The sequence below is a fragment of the Enterobacter sp. MGH 37 genome, from assembly GCF_000534515.1.
In the GTDB taxonomy this organism is placed as follows: domain Bacteria; phylum Pseudomonadota; class Gammaproteobacteria; order Enterobacterales; family Enterobacteriaceae; genus Enterobacter; species Enterobacter kobei.
On record NZ_KI973206.1, the window covers coordinates 604983 to 620774 of the forward strand.

Below are 15792 nucleotides of genomic sequence, written 5' to 3' on the forward strand. Positions count from 1 at the left end.
TAAAAATGCACAAGAGAGCGAAAGCGGTCTCTAATCAGTCAATCAAGCAGGGTTTTATTCTATGACGACGATTCTCAAGCATCTTCCGGTAGGACAACGTATTGGCATCGCTTTCTCAGGCGGCCTGGATACCAGCGCTGCACTGCTGTGGATGCGCCAGAAGGGAGCGGTTCCGTATGCATATACTGCGAACCTGGGTCAGCCGGATGAGGACGACTACGATGCTATTCCTCGTCGCGCGAAAGAGTATGGCGCAGAAAACGCGCGCCTGATTGACTGCCGTAAGCAACTCGTCGCAGAAGGTATTGCGGCTATTCAGTGTGGTGCGTTCCATAACACCACCGGCGGTCTGACCTATTTCAACACCACTCCACTGGGTCGCGCCGTTACCGGCACGATGCTGGTTGCCGCGATGAAAGAAGATGGCGTGAACATCTGGGGTGACGGCAGCACCTATAAAGGTAACGATATCGAACGTTTCTATCGTTATGGCCTGCTGACCAACGCCGAGCTGCAGATCTACAAACCCTGGCTGGATACCGACTTCATCGACGAGCTGGGTGGCCGTCATGAAATGTCCGAGTTTATGATTGCCTGCGGCTTTGACTACAAGATGTCCGTCGAGAAAGCCTACTCTACCGACTCCAACATGCTGGGTGCAACGCACGAAGCGAAAGACCTGGAATTCCTGAACTCCAGCGTGAAGATCGTTAACCCAATCATGGGCGTGAAGTTCTGGGATGAGAACGTGAAGATCGCGGCAGAAGAGGTGACCGTGCGTTTCGAACGTGGTCATCCGGTTGCCCTGAACGGCAAAACGTTCTCTGACGACGTAGAGTTGATGCTGGAAGCAAACCGCATTGGCGGCCGTCACGGTCTGGGCATGAGCGACCAGATTGAGAACCGTATTATCGAAGCGAAAAGCCGTGGCATTTATGAAGCCCCGGGGATGGCGCTGCTGCATATCGCTTATGAGCGTCTGCTGACCGGGATCCACAACGAAGACACCATTGAGCAGTATCACTCTCATGGTCGTCAGCTGGGTAAACTGCTGTATCAGGGTCGCTGGTTCGATCCGCAGGCGCTGATGCTGCGTGATGCGCTGCAGCGCTGGGTGGCGAGTGCCATTACCGGTGAGGTCACTCTGGAACTGCGTCGCGGTAACGACTACTCCATCCTGAACACCATGTCTGACAACCTGACCTATAAAGCAGAGCGTCTGACCATGGAGAAAGGTGAGTCGGTGTTCTCGCCAGATGACCGTATTGGTCAGCTGACCATGCGTAACCTGGACATCACCGATACCCGTGAAAAGCTGTTCAATTATGTTGAGAATGGTCTGCTCTCCGCAAGCTCCGGTAACGGCCTGCCGCAGGTGGAAAACCTGGAGCACAGCGATAAGAAGTAATCGCTATTCAGAAATGCAGAAGGCACTCTTAGGGTGCCTTTTTTATGCCCTTTTGTAGGGCGGGTAAGCGCAGCGCCACCCGCCATTTTGCCCGGTGGCGCTGCGCTTACCGGGCCTACGAAAACAAAAAGTACAGACGAAAAAAAAGACGTCATTCGACGTCTTTCTTCTGGAATATTGGTACCGAGGATGGGACTCGAACCCACAAGCCCGTTAGGGCACTACCACCTCAAGGTAGCGTGTCTACCAATTCCACCACCTCGGTACGGAATACTTACTGCGGGATATCGCTGGTTGGCTTCGCCGGTGCAGCTGGCTGAGTCTGCTCAGTTTTCGCTGGCGCGCTCAGGTTTTCCCACTCGCTTCCTTTACTGGTCTTGTTGCTGTTGATATTGCCCAGCACCAGACTGATGATGAAGAACAGCGTAGCCAGAATCGCTGTCGTACGGGTCATGAAGTTCGCAGAACCACTTGAACCGAACAGCGTACCGGAAGCGCCTGCTCCGAAGGAGGCTCCCATATCAGCGCCTTTACCTTGCTGCAGCATAATCAGCGCTACGAGAGCGATGGCTACAATAAGGAAAATAACTAAAAGAGCTTCGTACATAATCAACCTGTTCCTTGCGGATTTGCCGCATACCAATGCTTCGACCAATTAGCAGGATTTTTGTTTCCCACTGAAGCGGGTGTGAATACTAACCAAAGCGAATGGCCTTCGCAAGGGCATTTTTGAGCCATTGTATCAACTGCGGAAAAAAACAGCAAAAAGCCATTAATTGCTTAAAACAAAGGCGACAAAAGTCGCCTTTTTAAACAGTTAGCGTGCAAGTTTATGCAGCTTTAACGGCATCAGCAATACGGTGGGCAAATTCAGTCACCTGCGCTTCATCCTCACCTTCCACCATAACGCGAATCAGTGGTTCAGTTCCGGACTTACGCAGCAGCACGCGGCCACGGCTTCCCAGCGCCGCTTCAACGTCAGCCATTACCGCTTTCACATTGTCATTTTCCAGCGGATCGCCTTTACCTGCCGTGAAACGCACGTTCACCAGGATCTGCGGGAACATTTTCATGCCGCTGCAGAGATCGTGCAGGCTCATATGGTTACGGGCCATTGCTGCGACGACCTGAAGCGCAGCCACGATGCCGTCACCGGTGGTGGTTTTGTCGAGCAGGATCACGTGGCCTGAGTTTTCTGCGCCAATGCGCCAGCCTTTCTCCTGAAGCTTCTCCAGCACGTAACGGTCACCCACTTTCGCGCGAACAAACGGGATACCCAGCTGTTTCAGCGCCAGCTCCAGACCCATGTTGCTCATCAGCGTGCCGACGGCACCACCGCGCAGTTGACCCTGACGCAGCCCTTCGCGGGCGATGATGTAGAGGATCTGATCGCCATCAACCTTGTTGCCTTCGTGGTCGACCATGATCACGCGATCGCCGTCGCCATCCAGCGCAATACCCAGGTCGGCCTTCTCTGCCAGCACGCGCGCCTGCAGGGCACGCACGTCCGTCGCGCCAACCTGCTCGTTAATGTTCAGACCATCCGGCTCGCAGCCAATGGTGATCACTTTGGCGCCCAGCTCGCGGAATACGTTTGGCGCAATGTGGTAGGTCGCACCGTTGGCGCAGTCCACCACAATTTTAAGGTGGGCAAGGCTCAGTTCGTTCGGGAAGGTGCCTTTGCAAAATTCAATATAGCGACCCGCGGCATCGACGATACGGTTTGCTTTACCCAGCTCTGCGGAGTCCACGCAGGTGATCTCTTTTTCCATTTCGGCTTCAATGGCTTCTTCCACTTCATCCGGCAGCTTGGTGCCATCAATGGAGAAGAACTTGATGCCGTTGTCATAGAACGGGTTATGGGAGGCCGAAATCACAATTCCCGCTTCCGCGCGGAAGGTACGGGTCAGATACGCAACAGCCGGCGTTGGCATTGGGCCAGTAAAGGAAGCTGACAGCCCCGCGGCTGCCAGTCCGGCTTCCAGCGCCGATTCCAGCATATAACCTGAAATACGGGTATCTTTACCAATAATGATCTTACGGGAACCATGACGTGCGAGTACCTTGCCAGCAGCCCAGCCAAGCTTAAGGACAAAATCAGGCGTGATAGGCGCATCGCCGACACGCCCACGGATACCATCGGTCCCAAAATATTTACGATTACTCATAGCGTTTGTTTTCCTTCGCTGCCAGTGTGGCTTCCACCACGCGCATGGCTTCTACTGTTTCTTTGACGTCATGGACACGAATAATATGCGCGCCTTGCATCGCCGCAATGACCGCGCAGGCCAGACTACCACTCAGGCGCTCGCTCGGCCCTACGTTAAGCAATTGGCCAATCATCGATTTTCTCGACATCCCCACCAGCAGCGGCAGGCCGAAGTGATGGAATTCCGATAAGCGCGCAAGCAGTGCATAGTTGTGGGAGAGATTTTTACCGAAACCGAACCCCGGGTCGAGCAGCAATTTCTCTTTTGGGATGCCTGCACGCTCACAGCGTTCAATATGCTCAATAAAGAAGCGATTCACATCAGCAAAGACATCGTCATACTTCGGCGCCTCCTGCATGGTTTTCGGCTGCCCCTGCATGTGCATCAGGCACACAGGCAACCCTGTCTCAGCAGCGGCTTCGATTGCACCGGGTTCAGTCAGCGAGCGGATATCATTAATAATGTGAGCACCCACTCTCGCCACTTCACGAATCACTTCTGGTTTGGAAGTATCGACGGAGATCCATACCTCAAAACGTTGTGCGATTGCCTCAACGACCGGCACCACGCGCGCCAGCTCTTCTTCCACCGACACATCCGCTGCCCCTGGGCGCGTCGATTCACCGCCGACATCAATGATGGTAGCACCCGCGTTGATCATTAAATTCGCGTGCTTAACCGCGTCGATAAGCGTGTTGTGCGTGCCGCCGTCAGAGAAGGAGTCAGGGGTAACATTCAGGATACCCATCACATGAGGATGTGAGAGATCGAGATGCGAGTCCTGGGCGAAGAGTTTCATGGCTAAATCCCTGGTATCAATATGGTTAAATGAAAAAGAAAAACCCCGGAGCAAGCTCCAGGGTTTGAGATACAGACAAACGCTTCAACAGCAGTGACTTACTTGTCGCCCAACTGTTCTGACATGGTGTTGCCCGGGTTCGGCGTACGCGGTTCATCGACCGGACGCGGCGCACGCGGGGTGCCATTGTTGTCAGAATTGTTGGAAGCACCTGGGTCTTCCCAGCCTGCTGGCGGACGCACTTCGCGGCGAGCCATCAGGTCGTCAATCTGCGGTGCATCGATGGTCTCATATTTCATGAGCGCATCTTTCATCGAATGCAGGATGTCCATATTGTCGTTCAGGATCTGACGCGCGCGACCGTAGTTACGTTCAATCAGCGCTTTCACTTCCTGGTCGATGATACGAGCCGTCTCATCGGACATATGTTTCGCTTTTGCCACGGAGCGGCCCAGGAATACTTCACCCTCTTCCTCTGCATAAAGCAGCGGACCGAGTTTGTCGGAGAAGCCCCACTGAGTGACCATGTTACGTGCCAGGTTTGTCGCCACTTTAATGTCGTTCGACGCACCGGTAGAAACATGTTCCGGCCCGTAGATGATCTCTTCCGCCAGACGACCACCGTACAGGGTTGAAATCTGGCTTTCCAGTTTCTGACGGCTGGCGCTGATCGCGTCGCCTTCAGGCAGGAAGAAAGTCACACCCAGCGCACGACCGCGCGGAATAATCGTCACTTTGTGTACCGGATCGTGCTCCGGTACCAGGCGGCCGATAATCGCGTGACCGGCTTCGTGATATGCCGTGGACTCTTTCTGCGCTTCCGTCATCACCATGGAGCGACGTTCCGCACCCATCATGATTTTGTCTTTCGCTTTCTCGAACTCCACCATGGACACCACGCGCTTGTTACCGCGAGCGGCGAACAGAGCAGCTTCGTTGACCAGGTTAGCCAGATCCGCACCGGAGAAGCCCGGGGTACCGCGCGCAATAATTGCCGCGTCGATATCTGGCGCCAGCGGTACGCGACGCATGTGCACTTTCAGAATCTGTTCACGACCACGAACATCTGGCAGACCGACCACAACCTGACGGTCGAAACGGCCTGGACGCAGCAGCGCCGGGTCAAGTACGTCCGGACGGTTAGTTGCGGCGATAACGATAATACCTTCGTTACCTTCGAAGCCGTCCATCTCAACCAGCATCTGGTTCAGGGTCTGTTCACGTTCATCGTGACCACCGCCCAGGCCCGCGCCACGCTGGCGGCCTACGGCGTCGATTTCATCGATGAAGATAATACACGGTGCTGCCTTCTTAGCCTGCTCGAACATGTCACGCACACGAGATGCACCGACACCCACGAACATTTCGACGAAGTCAGAACCTGAAATAGTAAAGAACGGTACCTTCGCTTCACCTGCGATAGCTTTCGCCAGCAGGGTTTTACCGGTACCCGGAGGGCCGACCATCAGCACGCCTTTCGGGATCTTACCGCCCAGTTTCTGGAAACGGCTCGGCTCGCGCAGGTATTCAACCAGTTCACCGACTTCTTCTTTCGCTTCGTCACAACCAGCAACGTCAGCGAACGTAGTCTTGATCTGGTCTTCCGTCAGCATACGCGCCTTGCTCTTACCGAACGACATGGCACCTTTGCCACCGCCGCCCTGCATCTGGCGCATAAAGAAGATCCAGACGCCGATGAGAAGCAGCATCGGGAACCAGGAAATGAAGATTGAAGCCAACAGGCTTGGTTCTTCTGGCGGCTCGCCTACCACTTTGACGTTTTTGGTCAGAAGGTTATCAAGCAGCTTAGGATCGTTCACCGGGATGTAAGTCGTGTAACGGTTACTATCTTTCTTGGTAACGTTGATCTCACGTCCGTTGATACGCGCTTCGCGAACCTGGTCCTGATTGACCTCCTGCAGGAAGGTAGAATAATCCACCTTGCGGCCATTCGACTCGCTGGGCCCAAAGCTCTGGAATACTGACATCAGCACAACGGCAATGACCAGCCAGAGTATTAGGTTTTTCGCCATGTCACTCAAGGGATTAACCTCATATTACAACTGTGTTAAAAACAGCGTCAGGATACTCTATATCCAGTTTCATTCAAACTTTCGCCTGAAATCTACCGGTTATCATTTTCGCCCGGTCGCTACAATATACACTTCGCGGGAACGGGCCCGGGAAGAGTCCGGCTTACGAACTTTGACCTTCGCAAACAGGGAGCGAATTTCCTTAAGATACTCCTCGAAACCTTCGCCCTGAAACACCTTCACAACAAAACTACCACCAGGCGCTAGTACATCACGACACATTTCTAACGCTAGCTCCACCAGATACATGGCGCGGGGGATATCCACCGCCGGTGTTCCACACATATTTGGTGCCATATCTGACATGACAACCTGGACCTTACTGTCACCTACACGATCAAGTAACGCTTTAAGCACTAATTCATCACGAAAGTCGCCCTGAAGGAAGTCGACACCGACGATAGGATCCATTGGTAAAAGATCGCACGCGATGATTCGGCCCGTTCCGCCGATCTGCGTTACCGCATACTGGGACCATCCGCCAGGTGCCGCACCGAGGTCAACAACCGTCATCCCCGGCTTAAAAAGTTTGTCACTTTGCTGTATTTCATCAAGTTTAAACCAGGCACGGGAACGCAACCCCTTTTTCTGCGCCTGTTGAACATATTTATCGCTAAAGTGTTCCTGAAGCCAGCGGCTGGAGCTGGCAGAACGCTTTTTACCTGTCATTTAACATTTCCGTCCTGGTTCATCGTTACTTGCCTGTGACGTAAATTTCTACGCAGCTATTTGGCGATATAAGGGAGATGGCGGTAGAATGAACCGTTTTCAATCCCAACGTAAGCAAAAATATACGATGAATCTGAGTACTAAACAAAAACAGCACCTTAAAGGTCTGGCACATCCGCTCAAGCCTGTAGTGATGCTTGGCAACAATGGTTTGACCGAAGGGGTGCTTGCCGAGATTGAACAAGCGCTGGAACACCACGAGCTGATCAAGGTGAAAATCGCCTCTGAAGACAGAGACACTAAAAACCTGATCGTGGAAGCCATCGTGCGCGAAACCGGCGCCTGTAATGTACAGGTCATCGGTAAAACGCTGGTGCTCTACCGCCCATCTAAAGAGCGTAAAATCTCGCTGCCACGCTAAGGATATCCTGAATCAAACACATTTTCTGTGTGAAACGAGGGATTTCTGTCAGCAGGCGAGCAAAATGCCATGCTCCTTGAGTTGATAAAAGGCCGCTATGCGGCCTTTTTCTTTTCTTTACAATGTATCAACATCTTACCAGAGATGCGAATTACAGGTATTCAACCTTGATAATTTCGTATTCCACTTCACCGCCAGGCGTGCGAATGGTAACAACATCATCCTGCTCTTTGCCAATCAGGCCGCGAGCAATCGGAGAGTTCACGGAAATCAGGTTCTGTTTGAAGTCTGCTTCATCATCACCCACGATGCGATAGGTCTGCTCTTCGTCGTTGTCCAGGTTCAGCACGGTCACGGTTGAACCAAAGATCACACGCCCATTGTTAGGCATCTTGGTGATATCGATAACCTGCGCATTGGACAGTTTTGCTTCGATATCTTTGATACGTCCTTCACAGAAGCCCTGCTGCTCACGCGCCGCGTGGTATTCAGCGTTCTCCTTCAGGTCGCCATGCTCACGCGCATCCGCGATAGCGGCGATAATTTCAGGGCGACGAACGGATTTCAGGAAATCCAGCTCTTCGCGCAGTTTTTCGGCACCACGTAAGGTCATCGGAATAGCTTGCATTTGTTATACCTCTTAAACATTCCTGTTGGGAGCAGTGTTCCCTGCCCCTGCCCCCCTAAGCGGGCAAGAAGCAAAAAGAAAACCGACCCGGGAGCAACGCCCCAGGTCAGCAGCAATTTTTCAATTTGATACGCATTTTACCGCGAAGTTCACTATGGGTCATCGTTTACTTTGCAGTGCTATGCACCGTAGTATGACGGTTTGTTTTCGGGTTGTTAGCGCGAGATTATGCGATTTTCCAGATTTATCATCGGATTGACTACCAGTATAGCGTTCAGCGTTCAGGCCGCGAATGTTGATGAGTACATTAATCAGCTACCCGCAGGTGCTAACCTTGCATTGATGGTGCAGAAGGTCGGGGCGCAGACGCCAGAGATTGACTATCACAGTCAACAGATGGCGCTGCCTGCCAGTACCCAAAAGGTGATCACGGCCCTCGCCGCGCTGCTTCAGCTCGGCCCTGACTTTCGTTTTACCACCACGCTTGAGAGCAAAGGCAACATTGAAGGCGGTGTGCTGAAAGGCGATCTTATCGCCCGTTTTGGCGGCGATCCGACCTTTAAGCGCCAGGATATCCGCAATATGGTGGCGGTGCTGAAAAAATCCGGTGTGACGAAAATCGAGGGTAACGTGCTGATCGACACCTCGATTTTTGCCAGCCATGATAAAGCGCCAGGCTGGCCGTGGAACGACATGACGCAATGTTTTAGCGCCCCACCCGCCGCCGCGATTGTTGACCGCAACTGCTTTTCAATTTCCCTTTACAGCGCGCCCAAACCGGATGATTTAGCGTTTATCCGCGTGGCATCCTACTACCCGGTGACCATGTTTAGCCAGGTGCGTACGCTGGCCAAAGGCTCCCCGGATGCCCAGTATTGCGAACTGGACGTGGTGCCTGGCGATCTTAACCGTTTCACGCTCACCGGCTGTCTGACCCAGCGCGCCGATCCCCTGCCGCTGGCCTTTGCGATACAAGATGGCGCGAGCTACGCGGGCGCCATTCTGAAGGATGAACTGAAGCAGGCAGGCATTAGCTACTCCGGTACGCTGCTCCGCCAGACGCAGGTCAACCAGCCCGGAACGGTCATCGCCAGCAAACAGTCGCCTCCGCTGCACGATTTGCTGCGAATTATGCTGAAAAAGTCTGACAACATGATTGCTGATACGGTGTTCCGCATGATCGGCCACGCGCGTTTTGGCGTGCCGGGAACCTGGCGCGCGGGCTCAGACGCTGTGCGCCAGATCCTGCGCCAACAGGCGGGAATCGATCTGGGTAATACCATTGCTGTCGATGGTTCCGGATTATCGCGTCATAATTTGATCGCACCGGCAACCATGATGCAAGTGCTTCAGTACATTGCACAACATGACTCTGAGCTAAACTTTATTTCAATGCTGCCGCTTGCCGGGCATGACGGTTCTCTGCAGTATCGCGCCGGGCTTCACGCGGCCGGCGTAGATGGCAAAGTATCCGCTAAAACAGGTTCACTGCAGGGCGTTTACAATCTTGCAGGGTTCATCACGACCGCCAGCGGACAACGCATGGCCTTCGTACAGTATCTTTCCGGCTATGCCGTCGAACCGACCGATCAGCGCAACCGTCGTATTCCGCTGGTTCGCTTCGAAAGCAGGCTTTATAAAGACATTTATCAGAATAACTAGCGATGAAACTACTCATAGTTGAAGATGATCTGTTATTACAGGAAGGACTCGCGCTGGGGCTTGCCAACGAAGGGTATGCTCTGGATTGTGCCGGTACCGCGGCAGAGGCGGATTCCCTGATCCAGAGCGGCGAGTACAGTCTGGTGATCCTCGATTTGGGTTTGCCGGACAAAGACGGCGCGACGCTGCTCACCCAATGGCGTCGGCGCGGCATCACTAACCCGGTGTTGATCCTGACGGCACGCGATGCGATTGAAGATCGTATTACCGGTCTTGATGCTGGCGCAGATGACTATCTGGTGAAGCCCTTTGCGCTCGCAGAACTTCAGGCACGCGTGCGGGCGCTTATCCGGCGCTATCAGGGGCACAGCGATAATCTGCTGACGGACGGCGACATCACGCTCAATCTGCAAACCCAGCAGGTACTGCGTCAGTCCCAGCCCGTTGAAGTGACCCCAAAAGAGTTCGCCCTCCTGACCCGCCTGATTATGCGCAGCGGGCAAACGGTGCACCGTGAAACGCTGCAACAGGACATTTACTCCTGGCAGGACGATCCCGGCTCTAACACCCTGGAAGTCCACATCCATAACCTGCGTCGCAAGCTTGGCAAAGACAGGATAAAAACCGTCCGCGGCGTTGGCTATCGTCTGGAGAGCCAGAAATGAACAGCATGCGTCGGCGATTAATGGTGTTGCTGGCGGTCATTCTGTTATTTTTCCAGCTGATAAGCGTGATTTGGTTGTGGCATGAAAGTCGTGAGCAGATTGGCTTTCTGGTGAATGAAACGCTGTCTGCAAAAGCCCGCAATAACCATGTCGAAAAAGAGATCCGCGAGGCGATTGCATCTCTTCTGGTCCCTTCCCTGGTGATGGTCAGTTTCACTCTGCTGTTTTCATTCTGGGCGGTCACCTGGATAACCCGGCCTCTGAATAAACTCCGCGACAGCCTCGCTAACCGTTCGGCGGATAACTTAACGCCGCTGCCTATGTATTCCGACATGGAAGAAATAGGCGCCGTTACCACCTCTCTCAACCAGCTACTCGCCAGGCTGGACAGTACCATTCAGCAGGAGCGTCTCTTCACCGCAGACGCCGCCCACGAACTGCGAACGCCACTGGCCGGGATCCGGCTTCATCTGGAGTTAATGGCGCAGTCAGGCTCTCCGCAGGCGACAACGTTAATCAGCCGTATCGATCAGCTCATGCATACCGTTGAACAACTGCTGATGCTGGCCCGTGCCGGACAGGCGATGGCGAGCGGTCACTATGAGACCATCAACTGGACGGACACGATCATCACGCCCCTTGGTCTTGAGCATGAAGCCAAAGAACATACGGTGATATGGCCGGCCAAAAGCACCCTTACGGTGCAGGGTGACGCGGTGCTTTTGCGACTGATGCTGCGTAACCTGCTGGAAAATGCCGGACGTTATAGTCCACCAGGCACAACAATCACCGTGGCACTAACCGAGGTTGCGGGAGGTACGCTGGTCAGCGTGAGCGATCAGGGGCCCGGCATCGATGAAGCACATCGACAGTCGATCACCGAGCCGTTCCGTCGGCTTGATCAGCGCTACGGCGGTAGCGGCCTGGGCCTGAGTATCGTACAGCGTATCCTGCAACTCCACCGCGGTAAGCTAGCGTTGGAGAACGGTGCTGAAGGCGGCCTGATAGCAAGCTGCTGGCTCCCCTCAACGCTGGAATAAAAAAAGCCCCCGGAATGGGGGCTTTAGACAGATATCAGTGCTTGTAGATGAACTCGACACCTTCTTCGTCGTCTTCATCCCAGTCATCGTCCCAGTCGTCTTCCTCTTCCGCTTCCAGCTCTTCGAGCTGCTGACGGTGGTAGTCATCCCACATGAATTCGACTTTTTCTGGCTGTTTCGCTTCTTCAGCCTGAACAACCGGGTTTTCGATGATAAAGGTCATCACATCCCAGCAGAGGTCTTTCACGCCAACCTGGCTTGCCGCGGAGATCAGGTAGTATTTATCTTCCCAGCCCATCGCTTCAGCAATCGCTTTAGCTTTCGCTTCCGCTTCCGCTTTATCCATCAGGTCGATCTTGTTGAAGACCAGCCAGCGCGGTTTAGACGCCAGTTTTTCGCTGTATTTTTCCAGCTCACCGATGATGATCCGGGCATTTTCAACCGGATCGGAACCATCAATAGGATCGATATCAATGAGGTGCAGCAGTACGCGGCAACGCTCAAGGTGTTTCAGGAAGCGAATGCCGAGACCGGCACCTTCCGCTGCACCTTCGATCAGACCCGGGATGTCAGCAACAACGAAGCTCTTCTCGTTATCCATACGGACAACACCCAGGCTCGGTACCAGCGTGGTAAACGGATAGTCCGCCACTTTTGGTTTCGCCGCAGAAACCGCGCGAATAAAGGTCGATTTACCGGCATTTGGCATACCCAGCATGCCCACGTCTGCCAGGAGCATCAGCTCCAGCTGCAGATCGCGCTTATCGCCCGGCGTCCCCATCGTCTTCTGACGCGGAGTACGGTTAACGGATGATTTGAAGCGGCTGTTGCCCAGACCGTGCCAGCCGCCTTTTGCAACCATCAGGCGCTGACCGTGTTTGGTCATGTCACCCATGGTTTCACCGGTGCCCTGGTCAATCACGCGCGTACCAACCGGCACTTTAATGGTCACGTCTTTACCGCGTTTACCGGTACAGTCGCGGCTCTGACCGTTCTGACCTCGTTCAGCGCGGAAGGATTTTTCGAAACGGTAGTCGATCAGCGTGTTGAGGTTCTCATCCGCCTCCAGCCACACATCACCACCATCCCCGCCGTCGCCGCCATCCGGGCCACCTCGAGGAATATATTTTTCACGGCGGAAGCTCACGCAACCGTTGCCGCCATCACCAGCCACAACCAGGATCGTTGCTTCATCAACAAACTTCATTTTACTCTCCGTAACTCATTCGCCTGAGCGGGGACCGCTTCATTTTTGCGCCAACGTCCCCAAAGACGATGACCAATGGCGGAATACATCGCGCCCGCAACCACGACAAACGCACCGAGATAGCCCAACAGGTTGAGCATCGGTCTGACGAAGACATCGGGCCAGGCCATTGATAACAAATCTGAAAATAACAGGGTAAACAGCGGAGTCAGCGTGATCAATGCGCTAACCTGTGCTGCCTGCCAGCGCGCCATTGCTTCAGCAAGCGCGCCATAACCAACCAGCGTGTTAAGCCCACAAAAAATGAGGCACGCCAGCTGCCAGTCGCTCAGTTGGGTAATGACACCCGGCTTTGCTAACGGCAATAATGCAACTGTACATAAAGTGTACAGCAAAAAAAGGATCTGCTGTGAGGCCAGGCGCCGCAATAACACCTTTTGCGCGACGCCATAGCTTACCCAGACCGTAGCTGCTCCCACACCAAAAATCACACCCCAGGTGTAATCCGTCAGGCGGGTAAAAATTTCGATCAGGCTGGTGTTAAAGAACATCACCAGACCACACAGCAACATGCTCGCCCCGATAATCTGCGTCCCACGCATCTTTTCCTTGAGGATAAACACGCTGGCGACCATCATGCCCACAGGTGAAAGCTGACCAATCACCTGTGACGCTGTAGGGCTAAGATACTGCAGAGAAGAGCTGAACAGGATGAAGTTACCAAACAGACCGCCCGTCGCGATAGCCAGCAGCACCAGCCAGCGCGGTTTGCGGAAAAGTCGTAAAGGCGGAAGCTTACCTTTGATAGCCAGAATGGCGCCGAGGCCGATGCTTGCCATCAGAAAGCGATAAAAGACCACCGTAGGCGGCTCCATCACTTCCAGTACTTGCTTCATTGCAATTGGCAGCGCACCCCAGCACATTGCGGTCGTGAGCGCCAAAAGAATACCAATGCCGGCCTGCTGCTTCATGCCCGTTTTCCCTACAGAAAATTTTCCGGGTTTCCAATGTAAAAAGCCCCGCAACACGTTGCGGGGCTTTAATCCGTTACCGGACCGAGAAAACCTTACTCAGCAACGATGCTGATGTATTTACGGTTGTTCGGGCCTTTAACTTCAAATTTCACTTTACCGTCTGCTTTAGCAAACAGAGTGTGGTCACGACCGCAACCTACGTTGTTGCCAGCGTGGAATTTGGTACCACGTTGACGAACAATGATGCTACCCGCCAGAACGGATTCGCCACCGAAACGCTTAACGCCCAGGCGTTTAGCTTCTGAATCGCGACCGTTACGTGTGGAGCCGCCAGCCTTTTTATGTGCCATTTAAATCTCTCCTCAGGTCTTAGGCGCTGATGCCAGTAATTTTCACATCAGTGAACCACTGACGGTGGCCCTGCTGCTTACGGTAGTGTTTACGACGACGAAACTTAACGATTTTAACTTTCTCGCCACGACCGTGAGCAACAACTTCAGCTTTGATAACGCCGCCATCAACGAAAGGAACGCCGATTTTGACTTCTTCACCGTTTGCGATCATCAGAACTTCTGCGAACTCAACAGATTCGCCAGTTGCGATGTCCAGCTTTTCCAGGCGAACGGTCTGACCTTCGCTTACTCGGTGTTGTTTACCACCACTTTGGAAAACCGCGTACATATAAACTCCGCTTCCGCGCACATCCTCGTATGATTCAGAGTGCGCTATAAATATTCACAATAGGGCGCGAATATTACGCAAAACGCGAGCCTTTGACAAGTGCTACCATCAATACATGAAGAAAAAAAACACAACACGTACGGTAACGTTTATCTGAGCCGTTTTTTCAGTACAATCAGCACTACTATTGATAAACCGAAACCCTTCGTTACCCCATTGAAGATGGGATCAACAGGATGAAAAGCCCGGCTTTTGCGATGAATTTAGAAAAAATCAATGAGTTAACCGCGCAAGATATGGCGGGTGTGAATGCAGCAATCCTGGAGCAACTCAACTCTGACGTTCAGTTGATCAATCAGTTGGGCTATTACATTGTCAGCGGCGGCGGTAAACGCATTCGCCCGATGATTGCCATTCTGGCTGCCAGAGCCGTTGGCTATCAGGGAAATGCCCACGTCACGATCGCCGCACTGATCGAATTTATTCACACAGCGACGCTTCTGCATGACGATGTTGTGGATGAATCCGATATGCGTCGCGGTAAGGCCACGGCCAATGCCGCCTTCGGTAATGCCGCCAGCGTTCTGGTCGGGGATTTTATCTATACCCGCGCCTTCCAGATGATGACCAGCCTGGGCTCGCTGAAAGTGCTGGAAGTGATGTCAGAAGCCGTAAACGTCATCGCTGAAGGCGAAGTGCTGCAGCTGATGAACGTCAACGATCCGGATATCACTGAAGAAAACTACATGCGCGTCATCTACAGCAAAACAGCACGCCTGTTTGAAGCGGCCGCGCAGTGCTCCGGCATTCTGGCTGGCTGTTCTGAGGCTCAGGAAAAAGGGCTCCAGGACTATGGTCGCTATCTGGGGACAGCCTTCCAGCTAATTGATGATTTGCTGGACTACAGTGCGGACGGCGAAACGCTCGGCAAAAACGTGGGCGATGACCTGAACGAAGGCAAACCGACCCTGCCGCTGCTCCATGCGATGCGCAACGGAACTGCAGATCAGGCGAAAATGATCCGTGAGGCGATCGAACAGGGAAATGGTCGCCATCTTCTGGAACCGGTACTGGAAACTATGGCGATCTGCGGTTCACTGGAATGGACGCGTCAGCGTGCCGAAGAAGAGGCTGATAAAGCCATCGCTGCCCTTCAGGTTATTCCAGACAGCCCGTGGCGTGATGCCCTTATTGGCCTTGCCCACATCGCTGTTCAACGCGATCGTTAATCCTTTCACGCCTCCCCGTTTCCATCGCGGGGAGGTTCTAAAACACCCCAGTAAATTCCGTATTCATGTAAATTCATCGGTTTAGAGACCGCATGAATAAAGGCAT

Annotated in this window: 16 protein-coding genes and 1 tRNA gene; 6 read left to right on the plus strand and 11 right to left on the minus strand. The window is 53.5% G+C overall.

Annotated elements, in window-relative coordinates; translation table 11 throughout:
* Positions 1-61: 61 nt before the first annotated feature.
* The gene (argG, locus tag L383_RS08320; RefSeq protein ID WP_023331395.1) at positions 62-1408 is read left to right on the plus strand and encodes an argininosuccinate synthase; all 1347 of its coding nucleotides are present in this window, start codon (positions 62-64) and stop codon (positions 1406-1408) included.
* 178 nt (positions 1409-1586) lie between these two features.
* Here the strand turns inward: argG and L383_RS08315 are convergent.
* The 6 genes from L383_RS08315 to rlmE form a co-directional block, all read right to left on the minus strand.
* Positions 1587-1673: transfer RNA gene (locus tag L383_RS08315), tRNA-Leu, on the minus strand.
* A 9-nt stretch (positions 1674-1682) separates the two neighbouring features.
* A complete protein-coding gene (gene secG, locus L383_RS08310) occupies positions 1683-2015 on the minus strand; it encodes a preprotein translocase subunit SecG (RefSeq protein ID WP_003861803.1) in 333 nt (110 codons plus the stop codon).
* Between the two features lie 223 nt (positions 2016-2238).
* Positions 2239-3576: a phosphoglucosamine mutase gene (gene glmM / locus L383_RS08305; protein WP_014885376.1), complete on the minus strand. Its 1338-nt coding sequence runs from the start codon at positions 3574-3576 to the stop codon at positions 2239-2241.
* Positions 3569-4417, minus strand: a complete 849-nt coding sequence (gene folP, locus L383_RS08300) for a dihydropteroate synthase (protein ID WP_014885377.1) — start codon at positions 4415-4417, stop codon at positions 3569-3571. Before folP ends, glmM begins: the two co-directional genes overlap by 8 nt.
* Before the next feature lie 98 nt (positions 4418-4515).
* Positions 4516-6450: an ATP-dependent zinc metalloprotease FtsH gene (gene ftsH / locus L383_RS08295; RefSeq protein WP_013098921.1), complete on the minus strand. Its 1935-nt coding sequence runs from the start codon at positions 6448-6450 to the stop codon at positions 4516-4518.
* A gap of 102 nt (positions 6451-6552) precedes the next feature.
* A complete protein-coding gene (rlmE, locus tag L383_RS08290; RefSeq protein WP_003861812.1) occupies positions 6553-7179 on the minus strand; it encodes a 23S rRNA (uridine(2552)-2'-O)-methyltransferase RlmE in 627 nt (208 codons plus the stop codon).
* A 127-nt stretch (positions 7180-7306) separates the two neighbouring features.
* Here rlmE and yhbY point away from each other — a divergent pair, with 127 nt between their 5' ends.
* Positions 7307-7600 carry a ribosome assembly RNA-binding protein YhbY gene (gene yhbY, locus L383_RS08285; RefSeq protein WP_003861814.1) on the plus strand — a complete coding sequence of 98 codons (294 nt, stop codon included), beginning with the start codon at positions 7307-7309 and terminating at the stop codon, positions 7598-7600.
* A gap of 151 nt (positions 7601-7751) precedes the next feature.
* Here the strand turns inward: yhbY and greA are convergent, their stop codons facing one another.
* Positions 7752-8228, minus strand: coding sequence for a transcription elongation factor GreA (gene greA, locus L383_RS08280; RefSeq protein ID WP_014171793.1), 477 nt, complete (start codon positions 8226-8228; stop codon positions 7752-7754).
* A gap of 228 nt (positions 8229-8456) precedes the next feature.
* On the opposite strand from greA, the gene dacB reads away from it, so the two are divergent.
* Genes dacB through pmrB form a run of 3 tightly spaced genes read left to right on the plus strand, consistent with a single transcriptional unit; the run spans position 8457 to position 11595 of the window.
* Positions 8457-9890 carry a serine-type D-Ala-D-Ala carboxypeptidase gene (dacB, locus tag L383_RS08275; protein WP_014885378.1) on the plus strand — a complete coding sequence of 478 codons (1434 nt, stop codon included), beginning with the start codon at positions 8457-8459 and terminating at the stop codon, positions 9888-9890.
* A gap of 2 nt (positions 9891-9892) precedes the next feature.
* Positions 9893-10555 carry a two-component system response regulator PmrA gene (gene pmrA, locus L383_RS08270; protein WP_023331396.1) on the plus strand — a complete coding sequence of 221 codons (663 nt, stop codon included), beginning with the start codon at positions 9893-9895 and terminating at the stop codon, positions 10553-10555.
* The gene (pmrB, locus tag L383_RS08265; RefSeq protein ID WP_023331397.1) at positions 10552-11595 is read left to right on the plus strand and encodes a two-component system sensor histidine kinase PmrB; all 1044 of its coding nucleotides are present in this window, start codon (positions 10552-10554) and stop codon (positions 11593-11595) included. Before pmrA ends, pmrB begins: the two co-directional genes overlap by 4 nt.
* Positions 11596-11629: 34 nt before the next feature.
* Here pmrB and cgtA read toward each other — a convergent pair whose 3' ends face one another.
* The 4 genes from cgtA to rplU form a co-directional block, all read right to left on the minus strand.
* On the minus strand, positions 11630-12802 hold the full coding sequence (gene cgtA / locus L383_RS08260) for an Obg family GTPase CgtA (RefSeq protein WP_014885381.1): 1173 nt from the start codon (positions 12800-12802) through the stop codon (positions 11630-11632).
* Positions 12799-13773 carry a DMT family transporter gene (locus tag L383_RS08255; RefSeq protein WP_014885382.1) on the minus strand — a complete coding sequence of 325 codons (975 nt, stop codon included), beginning with the start codon at positions 13771-13773 and terminating at the stop codon, positions 12799-12801. The genes cgtA and L383_RS08255 overlap by 4 nt, the downstream gene beginning before the upstream one ends.
* A gap of 95 nt (positions 13774-13868) precedes the next feature.
* The gene (gene rpmA, locus L383_RS08250; RefSeq protein ID WP_004385076.1) at positions 13869-14126 is read right to left on the minus strand and encodes a 50S ribosomal protein L27; all 258 of its coding nucleotides are present in this window, start codon (positions 14124-14126) and stop codon (positions 13869-13871) included.
* Positions 14127-14145: 19 nt separating this feature from the next.
* Positions 14146-14457 carry a 50S ribosomal protein L21 gene (rplU, locus tag L383_RS08245; protein ID WP_003025032.1) on the minus strand — a complete coding sequence of 104 codons (312 nt, stop codon included), beginning with the start codon at positions 14455-14457 and terminating at the stop codon, positions 14146-14148.
* Between the two features lie 257 nt (positions 14458-14714).
* On the opposite strand from rplU, the gene ispB reads away from it, so the two are divergent.
* On the plus strand, positions 14715-15686 hold the full coding sequence (ispB, locus tag L383_RS08240) for an octaprenyl diphosphate synthase (protein WP_032629753.1): 972 nt from the start codon (positions 14715-14717) through the stop codon (positions 15684-15686).
* The last annotated feature ends 106 nt before the right edge of the window (positions 15687-15792 follow it).